We start from the raw sequence: 25,483 nt of genomic DNA, 5'->3' as shown, positions 1-25,483 counted from the left end.
TGCCCTGTTGATTACTTCTTCTTTTTCGGGGCGATGACCATGATCAGCTGGCGTCCTTCCATCTTAGGATGCTGTTCGACCGAACCGTACTCTTGCAGGTCAGCTTCAACCCGCTTGAGGAGTTCCATCCCCAGCTCCTGGTGGGCCATCTCACGGCCGCGGAATCGCAAGGAAACCTTGGCCCTGTCCCCGTCACTCAGGAAACGTACCAGGTTGCGCAGTTTTACCTGGTAATCCCCTTCCTCCGTCCCTGGACGAAACTTGATTTCTTTAACCTGAATCTGCTTCTGGTTCTTCTTCGCAGCAGCAATCTGCTTCTTCTTTTCGAAGATCGACTTGCCGTAATCCATCACCCGGCAAACAGGTGGGACTGCGTCGGCGGAAATTTCCACCAGATCCAGCTTGGCTTCTTCAGCTATACGAAGCGCTTCATCAATCGAGACGATGCCAATCTGCTCGCCGTCAGCGCCAATTAACCGAACCTCGCGTGCCGAGATATTCTCGTTGATCGGGGCTTTCGGTGCAGCTCGTTTATCTTGTCTCATATCACGCTTAATAATAATTACTCCGAATCTTGGCGACCACGCCGGGAAACCGCTTGTGCGAGGAACGCCGAGAATTGGGCGACAGGCATCGAGCCCAGGTCTTCACCTTCACGGGTACGCACAGCGACAGTCTGCATCTCGACCTCCCGATCTCCAATAACCAAGAGATAGGGAACCTTGAGCAAAGTATGCTCGCGGATTTTAAAGCCGATCTTTTCATTTCTCAAGTCGGACTTGGCACGAAATCCGCTTTGATTGAGTGTTTTTTCCACTTCGAGGGCAAAATCTGCCTGTTTATCAGTGATATTCATCACCACGGCCTGAGTCGGAGCCAGCCACGCAGGGAATGCGCCCTCGTAATGCTCGATCAGAATCCCGACAAAACGCTCGAAGGAACCGAGGATCGCCCGGTGCAACATCACCGGATGCTTACGGCTGTTATCTTCGGAAACGTACTCGGCACCCAGACGGATCGGCAGGTTGAAGTCCAACTGCAAGGTACCGCACTGCCAGACACGACCCAGGCAGTCCTTCAGCGAGAACTCGATCTTCGGACCGTAGAATGCGCCCTCGCCCGGCTGCAGGTCGTATGGCAGGCCGGCGCTATCCAGAGCCGCTGCCAGTGCGCTTTCCGCACGATCCCACAGATCATCGGAGCCCACGCGCTTTTCAGGGCGAGTGGACAGCTTCATCTCAATGTCCTTGAAACCGAAGTCGGCATAGACATCCATGGTCAGCTTGATGAACGCCGCAGACTCGGCCTGCATCTGGTCTTCAGTACAGAAGATGTGAGCATCATCCTGAGTGAAGCCACGCACACGCATGATGCCGTGCAGAGCGCCCGAGGGTTCATTACGGTGGCAGGCACCGAACTCGGCCAGGCGCATCGGCAGCTCGCGGTAGCTCTTCAGGCCCTGATTGAACACCTGCACGTGGCAAGGGCAGTTCATCGGCTTGATTGCGTAGTCGCGGCTTTCCGACTCGGTGGTGAACATATTCTCGGCGTAGTTGGCCCAGTGCCCGGATTTTTCCCAGAGACTGCGGTCAACCACCTGCGGAGTCTTGATCTCCAGGTAACCGTTGTCACGCTGCACCTTGCGCATGTACTGCTCGAGCACCTGGTACAGGGTCCAGCCATTAGGGTGCCAGAACACCATGCCCGGCGCTTCTTCCTGGGTATGGAACAGGCCCAGGCGCTTGCCGATCTTGCGATGATCGCGCTTCTCGGCCTCTTCGATACGCTGGATGTAGGCAGCGAGCTGCTTCTTGTCCGCCCAGGCAGTACCGTAGATCCGCTGCAACTGCTCGTTCTTGGCATCACCGCGCCAGTAGGCACCGGACAACTTGGTCAGCTTGAAGGACTTCAGGAAACGCGTGTTCGGCACGTGCGGACCGCGGCACATGTCGACATATTCTTCGTGGTAGTACAGGCCCATCGCTTGCTCGTTCGGCATGTCTTCGACCAAACGCAGCTTGTAGTCCTCGCCACGGGCCTTGAACACCTCGATCACTTCGGCGCGCGGCGTGACCTTCTTGATCACGTCGTAGTCCTTCTCGATCAGCTGCTGCATGCGCTGCTCGATGGCGGCCATATCCTCAGGCGTGAAAGGACGCTCATAGGCGATGTCGTAATAGAAGCCTTCATCGATGACCGGACCGATGACCATTTTCGCGGTCGGATACAACTGCTTGACCGCATGCCCCACCAAGTGAGCGCAAGAGTGGCGAATGATCTCCAGCCCCTCTTCGTCCTTTGGCGTGATGATTTGCAGGGTTGCATCGCCGTCGATCACGTCGCAGGCGTCGACCAGCTTGCCGTTGACCTTGCCAGCCAATGTGGCCTTGGCCAGGCCCGCGCCAATGGAAGCGGCGACCTCGGCTACGGATACTGCGTGATCGAATGAACGTTGACTGCCGTCGGGAAGAGTAATAGTGGGCATGGCGCCTCCTCTCCTAGTGGTGACCCCTACCAAAGGTCACGTGGGTTGGGATGAGCCAGTACGCGATTCAGTCCGGCCGTTCTGCTACGAACGCCTGCCTCACAGTGGCAAGAGCCTTGCGGCCAACCGAAAAACCGAACCAGAGTGACTGGGGTTCACATCAAGATTAATGAGGCATAGACGGCAAGGGCTAGAAAAGGCCCAAAGCTTGAAAACACCGAAGCCGGGCATGCTAGCACAGATACATCGCAATCGCCGTGCAGCAAATTATCGCGAGCCTGGTTTACAGTCTTTTATTGTTGAAAGTGAACTTGAGATGTACGTCGAGCCTCAAATAACCGGAGAATCGTCGTCCTTGCTACCGACTTCAGGAGAACCCGACTCATGCGCCTTATCAAACTACTCGCCCTTGCCGCACCGCTCACCCTGCTACAGCCTTTGAGTGCACAGGCGGCATGGCCTGCCGGAGCACGCGCCGACTACATGAAGGACTGCACCGCGGCGGCCAGCCAGAACATCGACGCCAAGAGCGCCGAAAAGCACTGTGCCTGCGGCGCCGACAAGCTAAATGAAAAATTCACCACCGAGGAGATCAAGGAGCTGATGAGCAAAACCAAGCAACCCAGCGCAGATCTGCGAACCCGAGCACTGGACGCCATCGCTGCTTGCCGGGTGGTCAAATAAGCTGCTGATGCCCGGAACAGGCTGCGCCAGTGCTCGCCACAGAGCCTGAAACGCGGTCTTTTTCACAATTTACGCAGCTTTTACGGGTTTTTTTATTACCCTCTGTTTTACGCCAAAGCCCCTTAAACCGGGGCCTGCAGCCAACTCAGATGGCAAAATACACAGGTACATCGGGCAAAGAGCGCCTCTGGGGGGCTCCCAAGCCGAACATTTCGACTATGATAGCTCGGTGTGCCCAGTTGGCCTGAGCAGCACAGCACTACTGAAAATATATGTTTCTTGGAGATACACCATGTCTAATCGCCAAACCGGCACCGTAAAATGGTTCAACGATGAAAAAGGCTTCGGCTTCATCACTCCTCAAGGTGGCGGTGACGACCTGTTCGTACACTTCAAAGCTATTGAAAGCGACGGTTTCAAAAGCCTGAAAGAAGGCCAGACCGTTTCCTTCGTGGCTGAGAAAGGCCAAAAGGGTATGCAAGCTGCACAAGTTCGCCCTGAGTAATTTCTCAGCGAGCTAAAAAAACCCCGTCCATGTGACGGGGTTTTTTATGCGTGATCCAAAGGCCTCAGCCCTCAACCACAGTTGACCCGGGTCACCACCAGGCCGGCATCAGTGTTCAGGTTCAGGCGATCCGAGCGGTACTCCAGGGTGATCATGTCGTTGGGCTTGAGGAACCGTGCGTACTGCGCTCCTGCGCGTGTACGGGCCTGCTCGAGCAACTCGGGAGAAGCCTTCTTGCCGACAGCGAATTCGGCGGCCGATGCTTCACAACGAGTGTGCCCGGACTCAGCGGCCACAGGCTCCTTTGTCGCCCCGCCAGTGCTGCACCCACCAAGGACGACAGCGGCCAACAAGGTTCCGAATGAAGCGAGCTTCCAAGGCATGAAGCCTCCTTTTCAAAATTAAGCAGAGATCGTGCGACAGCCGAATTGGCTTTTGGTTTCAAAAAAAATGGCCATTTGCCGTATCAGGCGAACAGCGGGCAAGTCTGCCTCAGCCGGTGCCACTCTTTCACGGGACAATCGTCACCGGATATGAACGACGCTCAATAGATGTCGATGTAGTCGAACGCCGGCTTGGGCCAGTTCTGTTTGAGCGCATTGAAGATCTGCATCACCCAGACCTCGTCGGCGGCAGCCACCTTGCCGACATACCCGGAGCCGGCCGCCCAGGTTTCCAGGCGAAACAGCAAACCTTCTATCTCGGCACCGCCCACCACCCCCGAAGAGATATAGGCAATTCCGGTTTTGCTCACGCGCAACTGGGTATGCACGTTGTCGCTGGCAGACGCCAGCAGCTGACGCACCGCCTCCAGGGTCAGGGCATCAGGCTGGTTCAAATCGATTTGCACGGAGGCTTCCTTGAGCACAGGAAAAGCCGCAGTGTCGCACAGCACTCGCCTGATGCCTAAGTCGGAGTGCCAAACGCCCGGCAACATGGTTAACTCTGCAACGCAGCAAATACCCGCCCAGAGCCCTGCCCTGGCACCCGCCTTATCCGAATTCGTGAGACTTTCATGGCCACCGTGAGTATCGACGCCGACATCAAAGCCAAATGGCCCCAGGGCCAATGCTCCTACAGCCCGGGGAGCCCGGAGGAGCTGGCGATCATTGGCATAGACCTGCTGGTCAAGGAACTGGGCACCCAGTCCGCCCGAGCCTTCATTGAACAAGTCTTCGAGAAATACCCGGCCGACCACCTGGGCGTACAGGACCCGGAACGGGAATAGAACCCCGCAGGCAGGTACCTGCGGGGGCAAGGTTTACTTGAGACGCGCCAGGCGCTCGGTGAGCAAGTCGAAGAAGCCCTGGGCATCGCCGTTCTCAACCCAGAACACGTTCTTTTCCTGCTTCAGGCCGTCGTACCAATCGACGATGGTCTGACCGAAGGTCGGCCCCTCGCGGCTGTCGATGACCATATTGGCTTGACGACCGGTGAACAGCTCGGGCTTGAGCAGGTAGGCAATCACTGTAGCGTCATGCACCGGGCCGCCGGGAATACCGTAGTGCTCCATGTCACCCTTGACGTACTCGTTGAGGATGTCCCCCACCACCTTGCTGGCGTTGTTGTTCAACGCCGCGATCTTCTGCAGCCGCGCATCGCTGGTCAGCACCTTGTGGGTCACGTCCAGCGGCAGATAGGTCAGTTTGACGCCGCTCTTGAGCACCACTTCGGCCGCCTGGGGGTCGGCGAACAGGTTGAACTCGGCCACCGGCGTGATGTTGCCACCGTTGAAGTGCGCACCGCCCATGACCACCACTTCCTTGATGCCCTGGGTGATGTCCGGTGCCTGGATCAGCGCCAGCGCCAGGTTGGTCTGCGGGCCGAGCATGGCGATGGTGATGCTGTGGGGCTTGGCCGCCCGCAGCGTATCGATCAGGTAGTTGATCGCATTGCCCTTGGCCAGAGGCGCCTTGGGCTCGTGCACCGTCACCCCGGAAATGCCTTCCTTGCCATGGATATTCTCGGCATAGATGGGGGTACGCAGCAGCGGCTTGGGCGCTCCGGCGTATACCGGCACCTCCTCGCGCCCCGCCCACTCACGGGCCAGACGCGCATTGCGCGAGGTCTTGTCCAACCGCACGTTGCCCGCCACCGTGGTCAGGGCGCGGATCTGCAGCTCCTCGGGGGAAGCCAGGGCGAACAGCAGGGCTACCACATCGTCGGCCCCCGGATCGGTGTCGATGATCAGATCGATTTTTTCCGCCGCCTGAGCGCCGGTAGCAGTGAGCAGAGACAAAAGCAGCAGACTCCGGAACCAGTGGTGAAACAACTGAGCATAGCGGCGCATGGCGCACTCCTTGTGCAAGATGGAAAAGGCCCGACAGCGGCCTAGAAGGTCACCCCGGCAATCAGGGCGATATTGCAATACGGCTGGCACTCCCCGGTGCGGATCACCGCACGGGCCTGGCGGCTGAGCACCTTGAAATCCTCGTGGTTCATGAGCTGCCGCTGCCCCAGCTCACCACCGGCGGTCATGCCTTCAAGCGCCGCCAGCGGCGGGGGCTGCTTGAGCAGAATTTCTTCGGCCAGCACATGACGCTCCACCTGCATCTCGCTGAGCAACACCTTCAAGGTAGTGAGAAAGTCGGGAACGCCGTGGGTCAGCGCCAGGTCGATCAACTCCACGCCCGGGGGCACCGGCAGGCCGGCATCGCCGATCACCACGATATCGCCGTGGCCCAGGGACGCGATCAAGCGTGACAGGGCAATGTTGAGCAAAGGGGTCTTTTTCATGAAGGGATAAACGCCTGAACGTCGGACAGCGTGGGAATGGAAGGTTGCGCACCGGCGCGCGTCACCGACAGCGCCGCAGCCACCTGGCCAAAGCGGATGGCCTCGGCTTCGCTCTTGCCGGCAGCCAGGGCCGCGGCAAATCCGCCGACAAAGGTGTCCCCGGCCGCCGTGGTATCGATTGCCTTGACCCTGGGCGCCGGGAAGTGCTCGAAACGCTGGCCATCGGCAAACAGCGAGCCTTGTGCACCGAGGGTGATGATCACCTTGCCAGCACCCGCAGCGATCAAGCGACCGGCAGCCACTTCAGCGCTCTCCAGGGAGTCCACCGCTACCCCGCTCAAGGCCGAAGCCTCGCTCTCGTTGGGAATCAGGTAGTCGATCGCGCCATACCACTGCGCCGGCAGCGGGCCACTGGCCGGCGCCGGATTGAGGATCACCGTCTTGCCCAGTTCGCGCCCGCGCTTGAGGGTGTAGCCCACAGTCGCCAGCGGCACTTCAAGCTGGCAGATGATGACTTGCCCATCCTGCAGCACCCCATCGAACCCGGCGACCTTCTCGGGAGTGAGCTGGCCATTGCCGCCGGCGACTATGACAATCGCATTCTGGCTACTGTCATCCACCACGATCAGCGCCACCCCACTGGAGCCTTCGACCACACTCACCGCCTGGCAATCGATCTGCTCGGCCAGCAAGGCACCTCGCAGTTGCTCGCCATAGGCATCGTCGCCGACACAGCCGACCATCGACACCTGCGCTCCCAGCCTGGCCGCAGCCACCGCCTGATTGGCGCCCTTGCCACCGGATACCGTGGCGAAGGATTTGCCAATCAGCGTCTCGCCCCCTCGGGGCAGGCGCTCGGCCCGAGTCACCAGGTCCATGTTGAGGCTACCCACTACCACTACTTTTGCTGACATACATCGGTACTCAATCAGTTGGGTTCAGCGGTATTCGGCGAAAGCGCCACCGAGCGGCGCCGTCGACTCCCGCAAGACGATATTCGGCGTAACGATGCGCTGGTCGACCGGCAGCTCCCGGCAGGCGATCCGCCGCAGCAGCAACTCTGCCGCGGTTTCCCCCAGTTGCAGGATCGACTGGCCGACCGTGGTCAGCGCCGGGTAGACGTAGCGGCTCATGAGGATGTCGTCGAAGCCGATCACCGAAAGCTCGCTGGGCACGCGGATATTGCGCTCCGCTGCCGCGCGCAGCACCCCGATGCCCATCATGTCGTTGCCAGCGAAAATCGCGCTCGGCGGCTGTCCGCCATCGAGCAACTGCGCGGCTGCGCGATAACCACCAGTGCTACTGAAATCACTTTCCAGGATGCGCTCGGCAGGCGCCTCGACACCGGCCTCACGCAGCGCCTGCTGGAATCCCGCCAGGCGCATCTGCGCCACACTGGTATTGCCCGGGCCGCCGATGCAGGCAATGTCCCGATGCCCCAGCTCCAGCAGGTGTCGGGTGGCCAGGTAGGCACCGTGCTGGTGGTCGATACGCACCAGGTCGGCGTTCACCCCTTCCAGCCCACGGTCGACAATCACCATCGGCGTGCGCACGCCGGCCAGCCCCTGGGCCAGGCCGCTGTCGCCACCGGCCGAGGTGACAATCAACCCGTCGATACGTTTTTCCAGTAATACCCGCAGGTAGTTGCGCTGCTTCTGCGGGTTGTCGTCGGAGTTGCAGAGGATCACGCAGTAGCCGTTGCGTTCGCAATAATCCTCGATCCCCCGAGCCAACTCGGCGAAGTACGGGTTGAGGCTGTTGGGTACCAGCAAGCCGATGGTCGCCGTGGTCTTGGCCTTCAGCGAACGCGCCACCGCGCTGGGCACATAGTCCAGGCGCGCGATAGCGGCCTCGACCTTGACCCGAACTTCCTCACTGACTGGCCGCGTCTTGTTCAGCACATGGGACACCGTGGTGTAGGAAATCCCCGCCAGCGCCGCCACATCCTTGATTGTTGCCATGAATCAAACCCGCCGATTGGCGCGCTGGCTGCGATAAGTGTCCAGCACCACGGCAATCACGATGACCGCACCAGTGATGATGCGCTTGGTCGGTTCGGATGCGCCGATTTGCGCCAGGCCCGCAGCCAGCACGGAAATAATCAAGACGCCAAAGAAGGTACTGATCACCGAACCGCGCCCGCCCATCAGGCTGGTGCCGCCGATCACCACCGCAGCGATGACTTGCAACTCCAGACCGGAGCCCGCGTTCGGGTCTGCCGCTTCCAGGCGAGAAATCTGAAACAGTGCAGCGATACCTGCCAGCAACCCCATCAGGCTGAAGACCAGGATCTTGTAGGGTTTGGGGTTGATCCCCGCCAGACGCACTGCCTCTTCGTTGGTACCGATGCCGATCAGGTAGCGACCGAACACGGTGCGAGTCAGCACCGCCTGGGCCAGGAAAATAATCAGCAGGGCAATGATAAACGACGGCGAAATGCCGAAGGCAATCGGATTCGACAACCAGGCGAAGGCGTCACCGATGTAGGCGGTGCGTGAGCCCGTCATCTGGTAGGCCACGCCGCGGGCCATTTCCAGTACACCCAGAGACACGATGAACGAAGGAATGCGCCAGGCCACGGTGATCGAACCGGTCACCGTTCCCGCCAGCGCCGCGCAAGCCATGCCCAGCAACGCCGCGGGCACCACGCTCCAGCCCCAGCCGAGAATCGCCACGCTGACGGTCGACGCCGCCAGGGCCAGCACCGAGCCCACGGACAGGTCGATGCCACCGATGATCAGGACGAAGGTCATGCCCACCGCCAGCACCATCAGGTCGGGAATCTGGTTGGCCAGGGTACTGAAGGTGTCATAGGACAGAAAATGACTGCTGAGTAGGGAGAACAGCACGATCATCCCCAGCAGCGCCCCCGCCAACCCCAGGTAAGTGCCGAGGCCGTAGTAGTGGCCGCCTCGCTTGCCGCTTGCTGCAGTTTTCATGATGCATTCCTAGGCGCCGCTTCATCGATCAGCGCATCTCGTTTTTGATAGCCGGCAAATGCCGCGGCAAGCAGTTCGTCCTGGGTCCAGCTGTCGCGCTCGAAGGTATCGATCAGCCGCCCGGCCGAGAGCACGCCGATGCGATCGCAGATCAGCATCAGCTCGCGCAGGTCGCTGGACACCACCACAAGGGCCTTGCCCTGCCGGGTCAACTCCCCCAACAGGCCGTAGATATCGAACTTGGCACCGACATCGATGCCACGGGTCGGCTCATCGAACAGCAGCACCGAACAGTCGCGCTCCAGCCAGCGGCCGATCACCACCTTCTGCTGGTTGCCACCGGACAGCTCGCTGACCAGTTGCGCCGGGCTGGAGCTGCGGATACGCATGGCGTCGATCTGGCGCTGCGCCAGATGCTCCTCGTCCTGGCCATTGACCAGGCCGCTGCTGGAAATCGCCGGCATGTTGCCCAGGGCGATATTGGCGCTGATGGACTGGGTCAACAGCAGCCCCTCACCCTTGCGGTCCTCGGTAATCAGGGCGATGCCGTTGGCCACCGCATCCACTGGCGAGCGGATGCTCACCGGGCGCGCCGGGGTGCCCAGGGCGATGGTGCCGCTGTCGGCGACATCGGCACCGAAGATCAGGCGCAGCAGCTCGGTGCGCCCTGCCCCGATCAACCCGGAAATTCCGAAGATCTCGCCACTGCGGACCTCGAAGGACACATCGCGGACTTTGTCCGAGCGGCTGAGGTTGCTCACCGTCAAGGCCGGCGCGCCGATCCGGCGCTCGCCCAGGTCGATGTGCTCGCCCAGCTCGCGGCCCACCATCAGGTTCACCAGTTGCTCGCTGTTGTAGTTGGCCATCGGCTCGACACAGACCAGGCAGCCGTCACGCAATACCGCGATGCGCTGGGCAACCCGGGCCAGCTCTTCCAGGCGATGGGAGATATAGATGATCGACACGCCGCGGGCCTGCAGGCGGGTGATCTGCTCGAAGAGCATTTCTACCTCGCGGGACGTGAGCATGGCGGTGGGCTCATCGAGAATCAGCACATGGCAGTCGCCGATCAGGTTACGGGCGATCTCCACCATCTGCTGGTGGCCGATGCCCAGCTCGCCCACCAGGGTGTCGGGGTCGATGGCATCCAGACCGACCTGGGCCATGGCCTCGATCGCCGCCTTGCGCAATTGCCGGCGGCTGATCCAGCCACCACTGCTGGGCAGGTTGTCGAGGAACAGGTTCTCGGCCACCGACAGGGTCGGCAGCAGGTTGAGCTCCTGCATCACCATGCGAATGCCCAGATCCTCGGCCTGGGCGCGACTGCCCGGACGATAATCCTGGCCATTGAACTGCATGTGCCCTGTGGTGGGGCTGACCAGGCCACCGATGATCTTCGACAGGGTGCTCTTGCCGGCACCGTTCTCGCCGGTGAGCGCCAGCACTTCACCGCGCAACAGCGTCAGGTCGATGCCGGTCAACACCGGTTGCGCATAAGTCTTGCCGATACCGCTGACCGATAGGACAGCGTTGGCAGCAGAAACTGACATAGGAAACTCTCCATGCGCCCGCCCAACCGGGCGAGCGCCGTTGTACCGCCGCAATGACTACTGAGTGACCAGTTCAACCGGAGTTTCGATCACGCCATTGGTGCCGCTGTCGACTTTCTCGCCCTTGAGGATCTTCAGCGCGGTCTCGATACCGAACACCGCCTGCTTGGCAGCGAACTGATCGGCAGTGGCCAGGACCCGGCCATCCTTGAGCATCGGCTTGATGGCGTTGATGTTGTCGTAGCCCACGACCTGCACCTTGCCTGCCTTGCCGGCAGCCCGGACTGCCGAAACCGCGCCTACCGCCATGCTGTCGTTACCGGCCAGCAATGCCTTGAGGTTCGGGTATTCGCTGAGCATGGCCGAGGCCACACGATTGCCGGCGTCGATTTCCCAGTCGCCCGACTGCAGCGACACCACCTTGATCTGCGCGGCTTCCATTGCATCCTTGAAGCCGGCGGTGCGCTGCTGTGCGTTGGTGGTGGTGGAAACCCCTTCGATGATTCCCACTTCGTCACCGGCCTTGAGTTGCTTGGCCAGGTACTCACCCACCAGACGCGCGCCCTTGCGGTTGTCCGGGCCAACGAAAGGCACGCTGATGTTCTTGCTCTTCAGCACGCCGGGGTCGAGCTGGTTGTCGATGTTGATCACCGTGATCCCGGCGTCCACGGCCTTCTTGATCACCGGAACCATGGCCTTGGAGTCAGCCGGGGCAATCACCAGGGCGTTGACCTTGGAGACGATCATCTGCTCGACGATGCGGATCTGGTTGGCGGTATCGGTTTCATCCTTGATGCCGTTGGACACCAGGTCGAAATCGGCGGAATGCTCTTTCTGATAGGCCTTGGCACCATCTTCCATCGTCAGGAAGAACTCGTTGGCCAAGGATTTCATGACCAGGGCGACCTTGGGTTTCTGCGGGGTATCGGCTTGAGCCGAGGAGAAAGGAAGGGCCGCGGATGCAGCGGCGAGAACGGCGACAGCGAGGAGACGTCCAGCAAAGGGCAGCTTCATGGGTTCACTCCGATCTTATGATTATTGTGAGCAACGTTCGTCAAACGGAACCGCCAGGTAGGCAGCCCCACTGGCCGACGGCGAACCTTGCAAAGATAGACGATTATCCTTGTCCGAAGGCCGCGCAAACGTTTGCGTAAAACGAACTATGCGAACCTCGCCAGCGTTTGTCAACGCTGTTCAAAGTGCGATCAGAGAGAGTGGGTAGCCATCCGCAGCCGGCCACGAGGAGAAAAACCTGCCCGAAAAATGCTCCCGGACAGGCTGATGATTCAGGCAGTGGTGTTCACCAGGCCACCGGAAGACGACTCCTTGGCCAACTCCCGGACCAGGTTGCCAGAGACTTCCGCCAGCGCGCCGTTGGTATCGGCGACTTGCCCTTGAATGGCCATCACTGCCGTCTGCTTGGCCTCAGGGGTTGGGTAGTTGGCGGCCTGGGCGGCAGCCAGTTGCTGTTGCAGCTCGCGAAGTTGCTGCTGCAGCTCCTGCATGCGCTTGAGCAGCATCTTTACCACGATGCCGTGCTTGTCTTCGCTTGGGCTTTCGCTTTCAGACTGTTCGGCCTGCTTGCTGGAGCCGACCCGCAAAGTGCCCGACTCGTCGGTACCCAACGCCGTAGACGCCTGTTCGGCGGCGGCATTACTCAACGCATCGATGGTCGCGGGCGACTTGCCATTGATCAGAATGGCTCCTGCCCCTGGAAATCCTACTGACAGTGACATGGGAACTCCTGGTGAAAAATCCTAGAAGGATCATCGACCGCTGCAGAACAATCTTTAATGGATGAGCGAGAAGTCATCCCGGGACTTGTGACGAGCATTTTCGGATTGCCGAACGCGCCACCTTGAAAACGTTCGGAAACCCGGACGCCACATGACTTCTTACGCATAAAAACAGAAATAAAATTGATATAAATCAGTAACTTAAAATAGTCATCCAGCCAAGGTAGCGCTGGTACAGATCCTGCTCCACCCTCGCTGCCCCGGCGCATACAGATCTGCCGCCGGGGTGTTTCTAGATGAACCTGCATCAGCACCGTCTCACTACTAGAGAGAAAATAATGAAATCTGCCTTCAAATCCTTCGCCCCGGGCGCTTTGGCCCTCCTCCTGCTTCTACCTGCAGCCCTGCAAGCCAAAGAAGCTGAAACCCAACAGAAACTGTCCAACGTCGTGGTTCTCGCCACCGGCGGCACCATCGCCGGCGCCGGCGCCAGCGCGGCCAACAGCGCCACCTACCAGGCGGCCAAGGTCGGCATCGAACAACTGATCGCCGGCATTCCCGAGTTGAGCCAACTGGCCAACGTGCGTGGCGAGCAAGTCATGCAAATCGCCTCGGAAAGCATCACCAACGAAAACCTGCTGCAACTGGGCCGCCGCGTTGCCGAACTGGCCGACAGCAAGGACGTCGATGGCATCGTCATCACCCACGGTACCGATACCCTGGAAGAAACCGCCTACTTCCTCAACCTGGTGGAAAAGACCGACAAGCCAATCGTTGTAGTCGGCTCCATGCGCCCGGGTACCGCAATGTCGGCTGACGGCATGCTCAACCTGTACAACGCTGTGGCTGTGGCCGGCAGCAAGAACGCCCGCGGCAAAGGCGTACTGGTGACCATGAACGATGAAATCCAGTCCGGCCGCGATGTCAGCAAGATGATCAACATCAAGACCGAAGCCTTCAAGAGCCCATGGGGCCCGCTGGGCATGGTGGTGGAAGGCAAATCCTACTGGTTCCGCCTGCCAGCCAAGCGCCACACCATGGATTCGGAATTCGACATCAAGAACATCAAGAGCCTGCCTGACGTAGAAATCGCCTACGGCTACGGCAACGTCAGCGACACCGCCTACAAGGCCCTGGCCCAAGGTGGCGCCAAAGCCATCATCCACGCCGGTACCGGCAATGGCTCGGTGTCTTCCCGTGTGGTCCCAGCCCTGCAGGAACTGCGCAAGAATGGCGTACAGATCATTCGTTCTTCCCACGTCAATGCCGGCGGTTTCGTACTGCGCAACGCCGAACAGCCTGACGACAAGTACGACTGGGTCGTGGCTCATGACCTGAACCCGCAGAAAGCCCGCATCCTGGCCATGGTCGCCCTGACCAAGACCCAGGACAGCAAGGAACTGCAACGCATGTTCTGGGAATACTGACAGCCCCTCTGCTCGACCGGCCCCGGTCGAGCATGCTTGCAACCACTCGCCCGCCCGGGCGGGTGGTTCCCCCCTCTTTCCCCCATGCAAAAAAATCTGCTCTCCTCGTGAGACAAATGCATAAAGCGTTGTCAGAGGAACTTCTTGAATTTTAAGCAGTTGCGAAATGCCCTACAGTTAAATACTGTATGCACGTACAGCTTAATAAGGAATGTTCCGTGGCCACGACCCAAACGCCCCTCAGCTCCTACGAACGCCTGGGTGTGCGCATCCAGAAAATCATCAACTCTCCCACCGCACAAAAGGCCAAGGCAGCGCTGATCTTCCGCCTCGCCGATGAGCCACAGGATGAGTGGGAACGCCTGCTGGAGGAGATCGCCGAAAACGACAACGTCACCCTCGCCTACCGCGACGATGGCGGTGTGCAGATTTTCTGGGTCGTGCCGAAGGAAGATTGAGTCGATGAGTGTCCGTTGTTTTGCCCTGCTGTTGCTGTTTCTCGCCTGTTCCGCCCAAGCCGATGCACCCCGCACCTTCAGCGAAGCCAAGAAAGTCGCCTGGAAGCTCTACGCCCCCCAATCCACCGAGTTCTATTGCGGCTGCAAATACAACGGCAACCGGGTGAACCTGGCGGCCTGCGGCTATGTTCCGCGCAAGAACGCCAAACGCGCCGAACGCATTGAATGGGAGCATATAGTGCCGGCCTGGCAGATCGGCCATCAGCGCCAGTGCTGGCAACAAGGCGGTCGCAAGAACTGCACACGCACCGATTCGGTCTATCAGCGCGCCGAGGCCGACCTGCACAATCTGGTACCGAGCATTGGCGAAGTGAATGGTGATCGCAGCAATTTCAGCTTCGGCTGGCTGCCGGAACAATCGGGCCAGTACGGTTCGTGCCTGACCCAGGTCGACTTCAAGGCCAAGAAGGTCATGCCTCGCCCTTCGATTCGCGGGATGATTGCCCGCACCTACTTCTACATGAGCAAGCAGTACGGCCTGCGCCTTTCCAAACAGGATCGGCAGCTCTTCGAAGCCTGGAACAAGACCTATCCAGTACAGGCCTGGGAGCGCCAGCGCAATCAGAGCGTGGCTTGCGTGATGGGGCGCGGCAATGAATTCGTCGGCGCAGTCAACCTCAAGGCTTGTGGCTGAACGCAGATCGCCCGCGGGTGGCGGGCGATCATTGAGCCTATGGAAACGGGCTTACTGCGCGGCTTGATGCTCGATGACCGTGACTTCGATGTCACGCTTCTTGGCCTTGACCAGCTTTTCGGTCACTTCATTCTTCTTCGCCTCGGCCTCGGCCTGGGAAGCAAACGGACCGACCACGACCAGACGCTTGCCGTCCACGGTCACCACATTGGAAATTACCCCGTGCTCGATCAGCCAGCCGGTCAGGTCACTCACCGCCAGGGGGAGCGGGCTGCCCACCAGCACATCCCATTGCGGCTCGGTCGAGGCCGGCTGGGTCTGTACTGCCACCGCCGTGCTCTTGTTCGCTTCGACCCGCTTGCCTTCCCCACAACCGGCCAACGCCAATACCGCCATCATCATCGCTACTGTGCGCACAACCTAACCCCTAGAAAGTCTGAGGTGGCGATTTTAGCACTCATGACCCGAGAGACCTCGTCACAAAATCGGACCGAAACAGGAAGAATGATATTTATTGCCTATGTATAGTTGCGCCTTGGGAATTAATAGATCTTCTGCGCGTCAGAAAGAGGCACCCACTCAGTGGAACTTCGCACTAATCTATACCTAAGACCGACCTCTGCACTGTTTGAATCTGGTGCCCTACAAAGCTATCAAGGAGAAGATCATGCTGATACTCACCCGCAAAGTCGGTGAAAGCATAAACATCGGTGACGACATTACGATCACCATTCTCGGCGTCAGCGGCCAGCAAGTGCGCATTGGTATCAACGCGCCAAAAGACGTCGCGGTACACCGTGAAGAAATCTATCAACGCATTCAGGCAGGCCTGACCGCTCCGGACAAACGCGAAACCCCCTGAACAGCATGAGCACCAGCCTTTTGCCCGCGCACAACGGCTGGCGCAGCGCCTGTCTTGTTTGCCTTGAGCTTTTCCCCGCAGACGGCCCGCACACCCTCGCCCGGTTGCAGCCACAGCAGATTCCCGCCCATCAGACTGTCGTCAACCACTGATTATCGCCCTTTCGCGATAGCGAGCCCGACCGTTGATTCCCGACACACGCCGCCGCTGCATTGCAGGCGGCGCACCGGTGCGGCGGTCAGGCGTCCGCTGCAGGCTCCACAGGCTTGAAGCCCAGGTCCTGGGTAAAGCGCAGCAGGTAACCATCCGGGTCGAGTACCAGCAGGTTCAACTCGCCGTGCAGCAATTCGTCGTGACGGTACCAGCACTCCTGAATCTCTCGACGCAAGGCAATGCCCGCCCGAGCCAGGGCGGCTGCCAACTGGCGAATATCCGGGCACTCGATGGACAGGTTCATGCCGCGGCCAAATGGAGCCTGCAAGGGCCCCACGCGCCACTCCGATTCCTGCTGGTCATCCTGCTCCAGCATCAGTTGGGCACCATTGAGGGAGAGGAAGGCAAAGAAGTGTTCCGGCCGCTGATACTCCACCTTGAAGCCCAGAAGATCGCAGTAGAAGGCCAGACTGCGCTGCAGGTCGGTGACCAGCATCTCCGGCACCAGGTCATTCATTTGAAACATCGAAGGCTTCCATTGCTCATTGATAGAGCCGCGAGCCTACTCTCAAGCAGCCACGCAGTGCAGCCCCGCTTACCAATGATTACAACTGAGCCCAGGTCACCCCACGCGCCATGCCGCTGGCGGCGATGACCATCAACACCATGAGCAGGGCCTGCACATCGCTGATACGGGCGAACAGCAGCGCCCGCCCGATCTGTGGCGCCACCCCTCGCCCCAGGGCCATGCGCCAGCGGATCAAGGTCAGCATCGGCAGGACCTCCAGCAACAGGATGATCACGAACAGCGTCATCTTCAGATGGAACAGCGGCTGGTGCAGGTAATACTCCGTACCCTTGCCATAACCGCCAAAAGCCCGCAACAACCCGGTGATCAACAACACCGCGGCCATCAGCCCCCAGACATTGTCGGCCCGCAACACCTGCCCGGGCGCCGCAGCGCCGCCGCCCAGGCGACGCAATGCCGAAGCACGCGCCAGTACCCCGGCAAAGGCACTGGCAAACGCCAGCAAATGCACAGCCGCCAGCAACCATTGCTGCAACATCGAGCTCATCTCCGCTTGATTGATCGACACATCCGGGCAGCTCAGTAATAGCTCATAACCCGGGCTGTTGCCGGCCAGCGGAAACGAAAAAAGCGGCTCGCACGGATCGACAACTTCCGCAAGAACCGCCTGGCCACTCAACTTCATCAATGGCCGTCACAACTCAGCCATGACGCTCCTGCAGCACCTTGCTCCACAGGGTGAACGCTACGGATGGCGTCCAGCCCGGGTTGGAGGTGTGCTCCTGAAGGCACAGGTAACGATTGCCTTCGTAAGTCACTCCATCCTCCCTGAGGTAGTGCTGGCTGGTGCGCCACTCGGGAAAGCTCGGATCGACCGCACCGCCTGCGGTCCTGGCACTCACACTGCGGCTGGGGAGCGACTCCTGGCCCTGAGTGTCGGTAGCGGTCACAAAATAGCTGTATTGGGTGTCCGCACTCAGCCCCTGATCCTCGAAGCCCGGAGAGGGGGTGCGAGCGACCGCATTGCCGTCGCGGTACAAGGTGTAGAACTCCACCGGCCGCACACTACCGGAAACGCCCCAGCTCAGGTTGACGCTGCTGCGACTGGTGCCCAGTACCATCAGGTTTCCAGGAGCACCTGGGCGCTCCGGCTCACCGCCATCGCCATGGATCAGCGGCGCATAGCGATGACGAAACTCCCAGTTGTAGGGCACGCCCTGCCGACTGACGCCGGCATCCCAGTTCACCGACCAGGTCATCAACCCCTTGATGGCGTGACCGGCGCCCTGCAAGCGCTTGAACGCATTGCTCACCGCCGACGGGTCGATCACATAGCCAGTGGCCGCGGCATCGACGTTGCTTGGCAGGCCTATCACCAGCTTGTCCGCGGCAATGCGAGTGAAACCACGGGTACCGGAGGCCAGGCTTTCGCTCAGGTAGTAGAGGAAATCCTCTTTCATCGCGTCATTGTTCTGGGCGATCCAGGCGCCCTGCCCGCCATTGGCCTCCTGCACCCAGAGCCCGTCGCCTCCCTGGTTATAGAACTGCGGCGCGACAAAGTCGTAATAGCCTTCCAGGGCCTGCAGGTAGGCCACGTACTTGCCATTGCTGGTCAGGTATGGAAACTCAGGCGCCATGCTGATGATGAAGTGCTTGCCCTGGCCGGCGTAATGATCCTTCACCAGCTTCAAGGCGGCTGGCAGCACACTCTTGTTGTCGGCAAAGTCGATGGCGCTCTGCTCCAGGTCGATATCCAGGCCATCGAAGCCGTAGGTTTCCACCAGACGGATGATTTCGTTGGCCAGGGGCTGTTCGTTGCCCTTGTGCAATTCGATATGGGCATCGGCGCCGCCCAGGGAGATCAATACCGCCCGGCCCTGGCTGTTGAGCACGCCCACCTGGCGCCGGAACTCGGCGTCCGAAAGGTTGTAGGGCTTGAAGGTGGGAATACCGTTGCCCTTCATGAAGGCCACTGCAACCACGTTGTATTCCTTGGGCACGTCCACCAGATCCAGGTTGGCGAATTGCCCCTGCTGGTAGCCGTCGCTGTGACCGGCGGCCCAGTTGTGCCAGAAGCCCATGAGCACCTTCTTGCCGGCAATGCTCGGCATCAGGGAAGCAGCATCTGCGGCCTGACTCTTGATTAATGCAAAATCGATCTTATCCACGTTCTAATCCTTCAGAACTGTCAGAAAATGTTAACTACCTGAAACTTATTTAAAGTCCAGATCGAAAGCCTGATAAAAGCCATTGCCGGTATTGGCAACAATCCACACCAGTACTACAACATGGTGGCCCTTTTTATTTTTGGGCAGCACAACTTCATGATGAGTCTTGGCTTTCAATACCGAACCGAACTTGTCGAATGGCACTTCGGTGTAGAAGTCCTGATAAAAAGCCTGGGGTTCCAGCTGGGCGCGACTGATGCGCTGTTTCGGGTCCCAGCCGTCCTTGGTGATGAACCAGTTATAGCCCCGGGTAACGTGAGGTGCGGTGTATTCCCACTGCACCTGGAACACCTGGCCCGGGTTCACGTTCACCAGCGGCCAAGTGAAGGGCCGGTTGATCTTTTTCGACATTTCCTCGTTGGTGAAGTTGATGCAATCGCGATCATCAACCTTGCCGCCACTGAGAATATGACCGTCGGCGGGTGGCGCGACACTGGCCACATCGCTGTCGTAAGGCTTTGGGAAAGGACCGGCGGCGAGGGCCGGAAAGTTTTTCCCGCCTTCCATCTCGTTGACCTGCCAGGTTCCCAGCAGCCCCAGTTCTACCGCTACCGCACCGCGGCTGGACGGAGAAACAACGCGACCATGTTTTAGTTGAGCCTGTGGCTTATTCATATCTTTCACTCCATTGATTAATTAACTACTGCTCCTTATTGAGCACCCTCAACTTAGCGCACTTTTCCCTGCTTTTTTCATCACCACAAAAACTAACCATTCAGGACAATTTACAAAAGTCCGCCCCAGCCCCCTTAATCCCTGGACTTCCTTATTTCAACTGACAGTTTGAAGAGGCAATGTATTACACGCTTTGCTACAGGCTTATTGGGTGTTTCCACAGATCGCCAATAACAGCTGGCCTGACCAGCTGGAAACCCTTCCCCAGAAATGACAAAACCCGGCCGATGCCGGGTTTGTACCTGATAGCGTCAAATACCAACGCCAGTGACTATCCTCTGCGTTACAGACAGGTCGCTAGCGCCGCCAGGCGACGCTTCGAGACATAGCTGTCTGCAACCGCATAAAAGTGGACGGTGGTCGTCGCTGCCTCGGCCTTGATATCGACAAAAGTCTCGGCGGAACGGGTATACACGGTGTACCCCCCAGCCTTGCCCGGTTGCAGATAGGCAGCGGCATCGACACCAAAGACCGACTCGTCCTGCCAGGCGAACTGCACACATTGCGCTACCAGTTGATCAGCCTTGGCCGAGGCCAGGGTTTTGTTGGGCGTTCGGGCCCGAGCCTCATCCATGGTAGAGCTCGCACAGCCAGCCAATAGCGCCGCCACCATTACCGCCATCAAAACCCGCATGCTGCCTCCTCGTCCTGAAAACGCGAGAGTATCGCTCAGGCCGCGTTAAAAAGGCGCGCGAACAGCAGAAAAACTCCCCCGCGCCCACTCAGCACTCCGCCAGGGAGGACGCCAGCTGGGCGATCGCCTCCTGATCCTCATCTCCGAGGTGGCGGTAGTTCTGAATAATGGTGCTTTCATCCAGGCTCAGGCTGCCCTCGGACAAGCGCGAGCGCTCGCCGGTCAACACATAAAGCAGGTCAACGCCGTGGCGCCCGATGGCCATCAGGTAATCCGATTTGGGCACCCGCTCACCGCTCTCGTAACGGCCCTGGGCGTTGGCTTCAACACCGCCAATGGCACCGAATTCCTGCTGGGAGAGCCCCAACGCCTTGCGCTGTTCTTTCAAGCGCTCACCAAAGGTCTGCATAACCATCCTCATTCAACAAGGTGATGGTTTTACGACCGTAGCGGCCGCAGAAGGTGCACTTTGTTTGCCCACACCATTGCCAGCCCCCGGGCAAAAGATTAACCTGCGCGCCCTTTCCACACTTTTGCCAAGGAGATCCACCATGCAACAGCTGATCACCCCTTGCAGGACGTGCCTGGTTTAAACGCTGCAACCGCTACCCGCTAGCGCCTTCGCTTAACCCCCGCTTCGTCCTGCCACTACCTGAATATTTTTTTCCAATCAGGAATTGGACATGGACACTTGCATCCGTCATTTGTCGAACGGCGTCTCTCTGATCGCCTCCGACACCACCTGGATCGAAGACAAAGCGCTCCAGCAACTGCACACCACCGCACAACTGCCCGGCATGCGCCAGGTCGTCGGCATGCCCGACCTGCATCCAGGCCGGGGCTATCCGGTGGGCGCGGCATTTTTTTCCACCGAAGTGGCCTACCCGGCGCTGGTGGGCAACGACATCGGCTGCGGCATGGCGCTGTGGCAAACCGACCTCTCCAGCACTCGCCTCAACCTCGACAAGCTGGAAAAGAAAATCGGCAATATCGACCTGCCCCTGGATGAGCAGTGGGATGAACAACGCGCGCAACTGGCATTGCCCGTCAGCGGTCATGAGCACTCCCTGGGTACCATCGGCGGCGGCAACCACTTCGCCGAACTGCAACAACTCGATCAGGTCCATGACGCCGACACCCTGCAAGCACTGGCACTGGACCCGAAAGCCTTGCTGCTGCTGGTGCACAGCGGCTCCCGAGGGCTGGGAGAGGCCATTTTGCGCAGCCACGTCGACCAACACGGCCACAACGGCCTGTTGATGACCAGCACCGCCGGCGCCCAGTACCTGGAGCAGCACGACCAGGCCTTGCGCTTTGCCGAGGCCAATCGACGGCTGATCGCCGAGCGCCTGCTGCACAATCTGCGGGCCAAGGGCCAGCCGCTGCTGGATATCAATCACAACCTGGTGTCTGCGGCGCAGGTCGACGGCGTATCGGGCTGGCTGCATCGCAAGGGCGCCACGCCATCGGACCAGGGTCCGGTGGTGATTCCCGGCTCTCGTGGCGACTACAGCTACCTGGTGCAACCGCTCCCCCAATCGTTCAGCCTCTACTCCCTGGCGCACGGCGCCGGGCGCAAGTGGCTGCGCAGCGACTGCAAGGGCCGGCTGGCAACGCGCTTCAGCTTCGATCAACTCAAGCGCACCCAGCTGGGCAGCCGAGTGATCTGCGAGGACCGCGGCCTGATGTACGAAGAGGCTCCCGAAGCCTACAAGAGCATCGACAGCGTGGTGGGCAGCCTGCGCGACGCCGGCCTGGTGAAGATCATCGCCCGACTCAAACCGGTACTGACCTACAAACGCCGGGGGTGCTGCTGATGATGATGTTGCTACAGCTGTCCTCCGCCCAAGGGCCTGCCGAATGCGAATTGGCAGTAACCCACGCATTACGCCGCCTGCATCACGAAGCCGAAGCGCAGAACGTGCGCCTCGGCATCATCGAGCAGGTTGCCAGCCAGGCTCGCGACGCCCATCGCTCGGTGCTGGTCAGCCTGGATGGCGAGCACGCCGCAAACCTGGCTCGACGCTGGACAGGCACCCTGCTGTGGATCTGCAAAAGCCCTCTGCGGCCCGCACATCGACGCAAGAACTGGTATTTCGCCGGCCAGCCATTCTGCGCCCTGGAAGAAGCCGAGGGCGGCGAGATCCGCTTCGAGGCCATGCGCGCTTCCGGCCCCGGCGGGCAGCACGTGAACAAGACCGACTCCGCGGTACGCGCCACCCATGTAGCGACCGGCATCAGCGTCAAGGTGCAGTCCGAACGCAGCCAGCACGATAACAAGCGCCTGGCTCGTCTACTGATCCAGCAACGGCTTGCCGATCGGCAAGAGCAATCCGTACAGGAACTGCGCTTGCAGCGTCGTGACGCCCATCACCGGGTTGAACGGGGCAATGCCGTGCGTACCTTCAGTGGTAGCGCCTTCACCCCTCTGGACTGACCCGCCCTGGTTCGGGAAGCCGATCGTCACGACGGCTCCCCGAACCAGGTTGGTGGCTACAGAGGGCAATACGTAAAAGATCTTGAACCGGTGACCGATGCGGCAAATGCAGAGGACGCTGAAGACATGGAGCAGAGTCCCGATGAACAACTACTTCGATAGCCCCTTCAAGGGCATCACGCTTGATCGGCAAGTCACCCACCCGAATATTCGAGTAGGTCGTTTCAGCTACTACTCAGGCTACTACCACGGCCATAGTTTCGATGAGTGCGCGCGCTACCTGCCCCACGAGGAAGGTGCGGACAAGCTGATAATCGGCTCTTTCTGCTCAATCGGCTCGGGAGCCGCATTCATCATGGCCGGCAACCAGGGGCATAGAAGCGAGTGGATCAGCACCTTTCCGCTCTACTGGATGCCCGAGGAACCGGCCTTCGCGGGCGCGCAGAATGGATATCAAGCCGCAGGCGACACGGTGATAGGCAATGACGTCTGGATCGGTTCCGAAGCCATTGTCATGCCGGGCATCAGGATCGGCGATGGCGCCGTGATAGGCACTCGAGCCCTGGTGACACGGGACGTGGAACCCTACGCAATCATCGGCGGTAACCCCGCCAAGACGATTCGCAAGCGCTTCGATGATCGGCGTATCGAGATGCTTGTGGAAATGCAGTGGTGGAACTGGAGCAGCGAGCAGTTGAAAGCAGTGATGCCACTGATGACCAGTGCCAATGTCGAGGCGCTGTTTGAACATTGGCAGGAGCACATCCGCCCCGACTGATCACTGGCCAAGATCGCAGCGAGCGCTGCAATGCCAGTGGGCTTCTTGGCGGATCGTGCAAAGCCATCAAAATGGCCAGAAACAAAAAAGGGACTCACCTTTCGGTGAACCCCTTCTAGACCGCCCAGCAGAGCGGATTTTGTTTGGTAGGCGCGATTGGACTCGAACCAACGACCCCCACCATGTCAAGGTGGTGCTCTAACCAACTGAGCTACGTGCCTGCTGTGAGGCGGCATTCTACGGAATTCCAAAGGGGTGTCAACACCTTTTTTGCAGCTAAGCCTATGAATATGCGAATTTTTTAATTTTCGCGGGATGAAGAAGTTTTTTCTTCTGTCTGGCAGCTCATTTGCAACTCAGGTAGCATCGGCGCACTCGTAAAATATATTAAACACATGAGGTCGCAGGATGGCGAACATTCCCTACCCACAGTCCTATTACGCGGCATCGGCCAATGCGGCTCCGGAACGTCCGATGCTCCAAGGCGAGATTGAAACCGATGTCTGCGTGATCGGTGCGGGTTATACCGGCCTGTCCAGCGCCCTGTTCCTCCTGGAAAACGGCTTTCGTGTGACCGTACTGGAGGCCGCCAAGGTCGGCTTTGGCGCTTCAGGGCGCAATGGCGGGCAGATCGTCAACAGCTACAGCCGCGATATCGACGTGATCGAACGCAGCGTCGGCCCCAAGCAGGCACAACTGCTGGGGCAGATGGCCTTTGAGGGCGGCCGGATCATTCGTGAACGGGTGGCCAAATACCAGATCCAGTGCGATCTGAAGGACGGCGGTGTATTCGCAGCGCTGACCAGCAAGCAGATGGGTCATCTGGAGTCGCAGAAGCGCCTGTGGGAGCGCTACGGCCACACCCAGCTGGAATTGCTGGATGAGCGGCGTATCCGCGAAATCGTGGCCTGCGATCAATACAAGGGCGGCATGCTCGACATGAGCGGCGGCCACATCCATCCACTGAACCTGGCACTGGGTGAAGCGGCTGCCGTGGAGTCGCTGGGCGGCACCCTCTATGAGCAGTCCCCGGCAATCCGCATCGAGCGCGGCGCCAATCCGGTGGTCCACACGCCCCAAGGAAAGGTCCGCGCCAAATTCATCATCGTTGCCGGCAATGCCTACCTGGGCAATCTGGTTCCGGAGCTGGCAGCCAAGTCCATGCCTTGCGGAACCCAGGTCATCACCACCGAGCCCCTGAGCGATGAGCTGGCAGCCAGACTGTTGCCCCAGGATTACTGCGTCGAAGACTGCAACTACCTGCTGGACTACTACCGCCTCTCCGGCGACAAGCGCCTGATTTTCGGTGGCGGCGTGGTGTATGGCGCCCGCGACCCGGCGAACATCGAGGCCATCATCCGACCGAAAATGCTCAAGGCCTTCCCGCAACTGCAGAACGTGAAGATCGATTACGCCTGGACCGGCAACTTCCTGCTGACGCTGTCGCGTCTGCCCCAGGTTGGGCGCCTGGGGGACAATATCTACTACTCCCAGGGCTGCAGCGGCCACGGCGTGACCTACACCCACCTGGCCGGGAAAGTCCTGGCGGAGGCCCTGCGCGGCCAGGCTGAGCGCTTTGACGCCTTTGCCGACCTGCCTCACTACCCCTTCCCCGGCGGCCAGTTGCTGCGCACGCCATTCACCGCCCTGGGCGCTTGGTACTACAGCCTTCGGGACAAGCTCGGTTTCTGAAAGCCGGACCTCCTTACAAGCACAAAAAAACCGCCGAGAAGGCGGTTTTTTTGTGTTCGCTCAGCAGCAAGTAAAAGACGCTGCCAAAGAACGAATCCCGAAAACAAAAAACCCCGGTCTTGCGACCAGGGTCTTTGCTATCGATGCGAAGCAAGCTGTTGGCTTGTTTCGTTGCTCCAAGGCGTTCAGTGTTCCTTGAGGCTGATATGGCGCAGCGGACGGGACTCGAACCCGCGACCCCCGGCGTGACAGGCCGGTATTCTAACCGACTGAACTACCGC

Annotated in this window: 30 protein-coding genes and 1 tRNA gene; 11 read left to right on the top strand and 20 right to left on the bottom strand. The window is 59.7% G+C overall.

All coding sequences use genetic code 11. The features are described from left to right. Positions 1-11: 11 nt before the first annotated feature. Both infC and thrS read right to left on the bottom strand, forming a co-directional pair. Entirely contained in the window at positions 12-563 is a 552-nt protein-coding gene (infC, locus tag AC1RGE_RS00155) for a translation initiation factor IF-3 (RefSeq protein ID WP_169893379.1), read from the bottom strand. Next, positions 563-2,485, bottom strand: a complete 1,923-nt coding sequence (thrS, locus tag AC1RGE_RS00150) for a threonine--tRNA ligase (protein ID WP_011060417.1) — start codon at positions 2,483-2,485, stop codon at positions 563-565. Before thrS ends, infC begins: the two co-directional genes overlap by 1 nt. 384 nt (positions 2,486-2,869) lie before the next feature. Between thrS and AC1RGE_RS00145 the strand changes: the two genes are divergently transcribed. Further along, positions 2,870-3,169: a hypothetical protein gene (locus tag AC1RGE_RS00145; protein WP_492582908.1), complete on the top strand. Its 300-nt coding sequence runs from the start codon at positions 2,870-2,872 to the stop codon at positions 3,167-3,169. Between the two features lie 292 nt (positions 3,170-3,461). Then, positions 3,462-3,674 carry a cold-shock protein gene (locus tag AC1RGE_RS00140; protein ID WP_003179963.1) on the top strand — a complete coding sequence of 71 codons (213 nt, stop codon included), beginning with the start codon at positions 3,462-3,464 and terminating at the stop codon, positions 3,672-3,674. 71 nt (positions 3,675-3,745) lie between these two features. Here the strand turns inward: AC1RGE_RS00140 and AC1RGE_RS00135 are convergent, their stop codons facing one another. Together AC1RGE_RS00135 and AC1RGE_RS00130 are read right to left on the bottom strand one after the other, a co-directional pair. Then, complete coding sequence (locus tag AC1RGE_RS00135; RefSeq protein WP_015634923.1) at positions 3,746-4,057, bottom strand: I78 family peptidase inhibitor; 312 nt, start codon at positions 4,055-4,057, stop codon at positions 3,746-3,748. Positions 4,058-4,218: 161 nt separating this feature from the next. Continuing rightward, entirely contained in the window at positions 4,219-4,524 is a 306-nt protein-coding gene (locus AC1RGE_RS00130; RefSeq protein WP_011060414.1) for a hypothetical protein, read from the bottom strand. 165 nt (positions 4,525-4,689) lie between these two features. On the opposite strand from AC1RGE_RS00130, the gene AC1RGE_RS00125 reads away from it, so the two are divergent. After that, positions 4,690-4,902 (top strand): hypothetical protein, encoded by a 213-nt coding sequence (locus AC1RGE_RS00125; RefSeq protein WP_011060413.1) that lies wholly within the window; start codon positions 4,690-4,692, stop codon positions 4,900-4,902. A gap of 33 nt (positions 4,903-4,935) precedes the next feature. Here AC1RGE_RS00125 and AC1RGE_RS00120 read toward each other — a convergent pair whose 3' ends face one another. The 8 genes from AC1RGE_RS00120 to AC1RGE_RS00085 form a co-directional block, all read right to left on the bottom strand. Next, positions 4,936-5,964, bottom strand: a complete 1,029-nt coding sequence (locus AC1RGE_RS00120) for a nucleoside hydrolase (RefSeq protein ID WP_011060412.1) — start codon at positions 5,962-5,964, stop codon at positions 4,936-4,938. Between the two features lie 41 nt (positions 5,965-6,005). Then, complete coding sequence (gene rbsD / locus AC1RGE_RS00115; protein ID WP_103289795.1) at positions 6,006-6,410, bottom strand: D-ribose pyranase; 405 nt, start codon at positions 6,408-6,410, stop codon at positions 6,006-6,008. Beyond that, positions 6,407-7,324, bottom strand: a complete 918-nt coding sequence (gene rbsK, locus AC1RGE_RS00110) for a ribokinase (protein ID WP_053157380.1) — start codon at positions 7,322-7,324, stop codon at positions 6,407-6,409. The genes rbsD and rbsK overlap by 4 nt, the downstream gene beginning before the upstream one ends. A 24-nt stretch (positions 7,325-7,348) precedes the next feature. Beyond that, complete coding sequence (locus AC1RGE_RS00105) at positions 7,349-8,371, bottom strand: LacI family DNA-binding transcriptional regulator (RefSeq protein WP_011060409.1); 1,023 nt, start codon at positions 8,369-8,371, stop codon at positions 7,349-7,351. A 3-nt stretch (positions 8,372-8,374) separates the two neighbouring features. Beyond that, positions 8,375-9,349 (bottom strand): ABC transporter permease, encoded by a 975-nt coding sequence (locus AC1RGE_RS00100; RefSeq protein ID WP_011060408.1) that lies wholly within the window; start codon positions 9,347-9,349, stop codon positions 8,375-8,377. Continuing rightward, positions 9,346-10,899 carry a sugar ABC transporter ATP-binding protein gene (locus tag AC1RGE_RS00095; RefSeq protein WP_183000830.1) on the bottom strand — a complete coding sequence of 518 codons (1,554 nt, stop codon included), beginning with the start codon at positions 10,897-10,899 and terminating at the stop codon, positions 9,346-9,348. Before AC1RGE_RS00095 ends, AC1RGE_RS00100 begins: the two co-directional genes overlap by 4 nt. 57 nt (positions 10,900-10,956) lie before the next feature. Beyond that, positions 10,957-11,913, bottom strand: a complete 957-nt coding sequence (locus AC1RGE_RS00090) for a sugar ABC transporter substrate-binding protein (protein WP_011060406.1) — start codon at positions 11,911-11,913, stop codon at positions 10,957-10,959. Between the two features lie 272 nt (positions 11,914-12,185). Beyond that, positions 12,186-12,635, bottom strand: coding sequence for a hypothetical protein (locus AC1RGE_RS00085; RefSeq protein WP_011060405.1), 450 nt, complete (start codon positions 12,633-12,635; stop codon positions 12,186-12,188). Positions 12,636-12,973: 338 nt separating this feature from the next. Here AC1RGE_RS00085 and AC1RGE_RS00080 point away from each other — a divergent pair, with 338 nt between their 5' ends. The 3 genes from AC1RGE_RS00080 to AC1RGE_RS00070 all read left to right on the top strand — a co-directional run bounded on the left by AC1RGE_RS00080 (position 12,974) and on the right by AC1RGE_RS00070 (position 15,214). Further along, positions 12,974-14,062: an asparaginase gene (locus AC1RGE_RS00080; protein ID WP_011060404.1), complete on the top strand. Its 1,089-nt coding sequence runs from the start codon at positions 12,974-12,976 to the stop codon at positions 14,060-14,062. A 188-nt stretch (positions 14,063-14,250) separates the two neighbouring features. Further along, complete coding sequence (locus AC1RGE_RS00075; protein ID WP_015634917.1) at positions 14,251-14,520, top strand: DUF1654 domain-containing protein; 270 nt, start codon at positions 14,251-14,253, stop codon at positions 14,518-14,520. Positions 14,521-14,524: 4 nt separating this feature from the next. Further along, positions 14,525-15,214, top strand: coding sequence for an endonuclease (locus AC1RGE_RS00070; RefSeq protein WP_011060402.1), 690 nt, complete (start codon positions 14,525-14,527; stop codon positions 15,212-15,214). A 51-nt stretch (positions 15,215-15,265) separates the two neighbouring features. Here AC1RGE_RS00070 and AC1RGE_RS00065 read toward each other — a convergent pair whose 3' ends face one another. Further along, a complete protein-coding gene (locus AC1RGE_RS00065; RefSeq protein ID WP_011060401.1) occupies positions 15,266-15,616 on the bottom strand; it encodes a hypothetical protein in 351 nt (116 codons plus the stop codon). A 265-nt stretch (positions 15,617-15,881) separates the two neighbouring features. Here AC1RGE_RS00065 and csrA point away from each other — a divergent pair, with 265 nt between their 5' ends. Next, positions 15,882-16,076, top strand: a complete 195-nt coding sequence (csrA, locus tag AC1RGE_RS00060; protein ID WP_007920550.1) for a carbon storage regulator CsrA — start codon at positions 15,882-15,884, stop codon at positions 16,074-16,076. A gap of 238 nt (positions 16,077-16,314) precedes the next feature. Here csrA and AC1RGE_RS00055 read toward each other — a convergent pair whose 3' ends face one another. From AC1RGE_RS00055 to AC1RGE_RS00030, 6 genes are all read right to left on the bottom strand, one after another. Further along, positions 16,315-16,755 carry a VOC family protein gene (locus tag AC1RGE_RS00055; protein ID WP_011060400.1) on the bottom strand — a complete coding sequence of 147 codons (441 nt, stop codon included), beginning with the start codon at positions 16,753-16,755 and terminating at the stop codon, positions 16,315-16,317. 79 nt (positions 16,756-16,834) lie between these two features. Next, positions 16,835-17,296: a DUF2214 family protein gene (locus tag AC1RGE_RS00050; protein WP_041774567.1), complete on the bottom strand. Its 462-nt coding sequence runs from the start codon at positions 17,294-17,296 to the stop codon at positions 16,835-16,837. 163 nt (positions 17,297-17,459) lie between these two features. Then, positions 17,460-18,926 carry a glycosyl hydrolase family 18 protein gene (locus AC1RGE_RS00045; RefSeq protein WP_053150255.1) on the bottom strand — a complete coding sequence of 489 codons (1,467 nt, stop codon included), beginning with the start codon at positions 18,924-18,926 and terminating at the stop codon, positions 17,460-17,462. A gap of 45 nt (positions 18,927-18,971) precedes the next feature. After that, positions 18,972-19,601 carry a lytic polysaccharide monooxygenase auxiliary activity family 9 protein gene (locus AC1RGE_RS00040; protein ID WP_011060397.1) on the bottom strand — a complete coding sequence of 210 codons (630 nt, stop codon included), beginning with the start codon at positions 19,599-19,601 and terminating at the stop codon, positions 18,972-18,974. 343 nt (positions 19,602-19,944) lie between these two features. Beyond that, entirely contained in the window at positions 19,945-20,295 is a 351-nt protein-coding gene (locus tag AC1RGE_RS00035; RefSeq protein ID WP_041117035.1) for a hypothetical protein, read from the bottom strand. Positions 20,296-20,383: 88 nt separating this feature from the next. After that, complete coding sequence (locus AC1RGE_RS00030) at positions 20,384-20,704, bottom strand: helix-turn-helix domain-containing protein (protein ID WP_011060395.1); 321 nt, start codon at positions 20,702-20,704, stop codon at positions 20,384-20,386. Between the two features lie 274 nt (positions 20,705-20,978). Here AC1RGE_RS00030 and AC1RGE_RS00025 point away from each other — a divergent pair, with 274 nt between their 5' ends. From AC1RGE_RS00025 to catB, 3 genes are all read left to right on the top strand, one after another. After that, positions 20,979-22,112, top strand: coding sequence for an RNA ligase RtcB family protein (locus tag AC1RGE_RS00025; protein WP_072444830.1), 1,134 nt, complete (start codon positions 20,979-20,981; stop codon positions 22,110-22,112). Beyond that, the gene (gene prfH / locus AC1RGE_RS00020; protein WP_105625689.1) at positions 22,112-22,732 is read left to right on the top strand and encodes a peptide chain release factor H; all 621 of its coding nucleotides are present in this window, start codon (positions 22,112-22,114) and stop codon (positions 22,730-22,732) included. Before AC1RGE_RS00025 ends, prfH begins: the two co-directional genes overlap by 1 nt. Before the next feature lie 142 nt (positions 22,733-22,874). Beyond that, positions 22,875-23,510, top strand: coding sequence for a type B chloramphenicol O-acetyltransferase (catB, locus tag AC1RGE_RS00015; RefSeq protein ID WP_011060392.1), 636 nt, complete (start codon positions 22,875-22,877; stop codon positions 23,508-23,510). A 144-nt stretch (positions 23,511-23,654) separates the two neighbouring features. Here the strand turns inward: catB and AC1RGE_RS00010 are convergent. Then, positions 23,655-23,731, bottom strand: a tRNA-Val gene (locus AC1RGE_RS00010). A 187-nt stretch (positions 23,732-23,918) separates the two neighbouring features. Between AC1RGE_RS00010 and AC1RGE_RS00005 the strand changes: the two genes are divergently transcribed. Further along, positions 23,919-25,202, top strand: a complete 1,284-nt coding sequence (locus tag AC1RGE_RS00005; protein WP_072444832.1) for an NAD(P)/FAD-dependent oxidoreductase — start codon at positions 23,919-23,921, stop codon at positions 25,200-25,202. The last annotated feature ends 281 nt before the right edge of the window (positions 25,203-25,483 follow it).

The sequence above is a fragment of the Pseudomonas sp. GW823-FHT02C05 genome (genome assembly GCF_058797595.1).
This window is presented reverse-complemented; position numbering and strand designations above follow the sequence as displayed.

Bases quoted from the DNA above. Each gene is read 5' to 3' on its own strand.
- AC1RGE_RS00035 (WP_041117035.1), bottom strand. From the start codon at position 20,295: ATGCGGGTTTTGATGGCGGTAATGGTGGCGGCGCTATTGGCTGGCTGT.
- AC1RGE_RS00080 (WP_011060404.1), top strand. From the start codon at position 12,974: ATGAAATCTGCCTTCAAATCCTTCGCCCCGGGCGCTTTGGCCCTCCTC.
- rbsD (WP_103289795.1), bottom strand. From the start codon at position 6,410: ATGAAAAAGACCCCTTTGCTCAACATTGCCCTGTCACGCTTGATCGCG.
- AC1RGE_RS00095 (WP_183000830.1), bottom strand. From the start codon at position 10,899: ATGTCAGTTTCTGCTGCCAACGCTGTCCTATCGGTCAGCGGTATCGGC.
- AC1RGE_RS00075 (WP_015634917.1), top strand. From the start codon at position 14,251: ATGCACGTACAGCTTAATAAGGAATGTTCCGTGGCCACGACCCAAACG.
- AC1RGE_RS00040 (WP_011060397.1), bottom strand. From the start codon at position 19,601: ATGAATAAGCCACAGGCTCAACTAAAACATGGTCGCGTTGTTTCTCCG.
- AC1RGE_RS00085 (WP_011060405.1), bottom strand. From the start codon at position 12,635: ATGTCACTGTCAGTAGGATTTCCAGGGGCAGGAGCCATTCTGATCAAT.
- catB (WP_011060392.1), top strand. From the start codon at position 22,875: ATGAACAACTACTTCGATAGCCCCTTCAAGGGCATCACGCTTGATCGG.
- AC1RGE_RS00100 (WP_011060408.1), bottom strand. From the start codon at position 9,349: ATGAAAACTGCAGCAAGCGGCAAGCGAGGCGGCCACTACTACGGCCTC.
- AC1RGE_RS00105 (WP_011060409.1), bottom strand. From the start codon at position 8,371: ATGGCAACAATCAAGGATGTGGCGGCGCTGGCGGGGATTTCCTACACC.
- AC1RGE_RS00055 (WP_011060400.1), bottom strand. From the start codon at position 16,755: ATGTTTCAAATGAATGACCTGGTGCCGGAGATGCTGGTCACCGACCTG.
- AC1RGE_RS00125 (WP_011060413.1), top strand. From the start codon at position 4,690: ATGGCCACCGTGAGTATCGACGCCGACATCAAAGCCAAATGGCCCCAG.
- AC1RGE_RS00050 (WP_041774567.1), bottom strand. From the start codon at position 17,296: ATGTTGCAGCAATGGTTGCTGGCGGCTGTGCATTTGCTGGCGTTTGCC.
- AC1RGE_RS00065 (WP_011060401.1), bottom strand. From the start codon at position 15,616: ATGATGATGGCGGTATTGGCGTTGGCCGGTTGTGGGGAAGGCAAGCGG.
- AC1RGE_RS00070 (WP_011060402.1), top strand. From the start codon at position 14,525: ATGAGTGTCCGTTGTTTTGCCCTGCTGTTGCTGTTTCTCGCCTGTTCC.
- prfH (WP_105625689.1), top strand. From the start codon at position 22,112: ATGATGATGTTGCTACAGCTGTCCTCCGCCCAAGGGCCTGCCGAATGC.
- AC1RGE_RS00030 (WP_011060395.1), bottom strand. From the start codon at position 20,704: ATGCAGACCTTTGGTGAGCGCTTGAAAGAACAGCGCAAGGCGTTGGGG.
- thrS (WP_011060417.1), bottom strand. From the start codon at position 2,485: ATGCCCACTATTACTCTTCCCGACGGCAGTCAACGTTCATTCGATCAC.
- rbsK (WP_053157380.1), bottom strand. From the start codon at position 7,324: ATGTCAGCAAAAGTAGTGGTAGTGGGTAGCCTCAACATGGACCTGGTG.
- AC1RGE_RS00120 (WP_011060412.1), bottom strand. From the start codon at position 5,964: ATGCGCCGCTATGCTCAGTTGTTTCACCACTGGTTCCGGAGTCTGCTG.
- csrA (WP_007920550.1), top strand. From the start codon at position 15,882: ATGCTGATACTCACCCGCAAAGTCGGTGAAAGCATAAACATCGGTGAC.
- AC1RGE_RS00090 (WP_011060406.1), bottom strand. From the start codon at position 11,913: ATGAAGCTGCCCTTTGCTGGACGTCTCCTCGCTGTCGCCGTTCTCGCC.
- AC1RGE_RS00005 (WP_072444832.1), top strand. From the start codon at position 23,919: ATGGCGAACATTCCCTACCCACAGTCCTATTACGCGGCATCGGCCAAT.
- AC1RGE_RS00140 (WP_003179963.1), top strand. From the start codon at position 3,462: ATGTCTAATCGCCAAACCGGCACCGTAAAATGGTTCAACGATGAAAAA.
- AC1RGE_RS00135 (WP_015634923.1), bottom strand. From the start codon at position 4,057: ATGCCTTGGAAGCTCGCTTCATTCGGAACCTTGTTGGCCGCTGTCGTC.
- AC1RGE_RS00025 (WP_072444830.1), top strand. From the start codon at position 20,979: ATGGACACTTGCATCCGTCATTTGTCGAACGGCGTCTCTCTGATCGCC.
- AC1RGE_RS00145 (WP_492582908.1), top strand. From the start codon at position 2,870: ATGCGCCTTATCAAACTACTCGCCCTTGCCGCACCGCTCACCCTGCTA.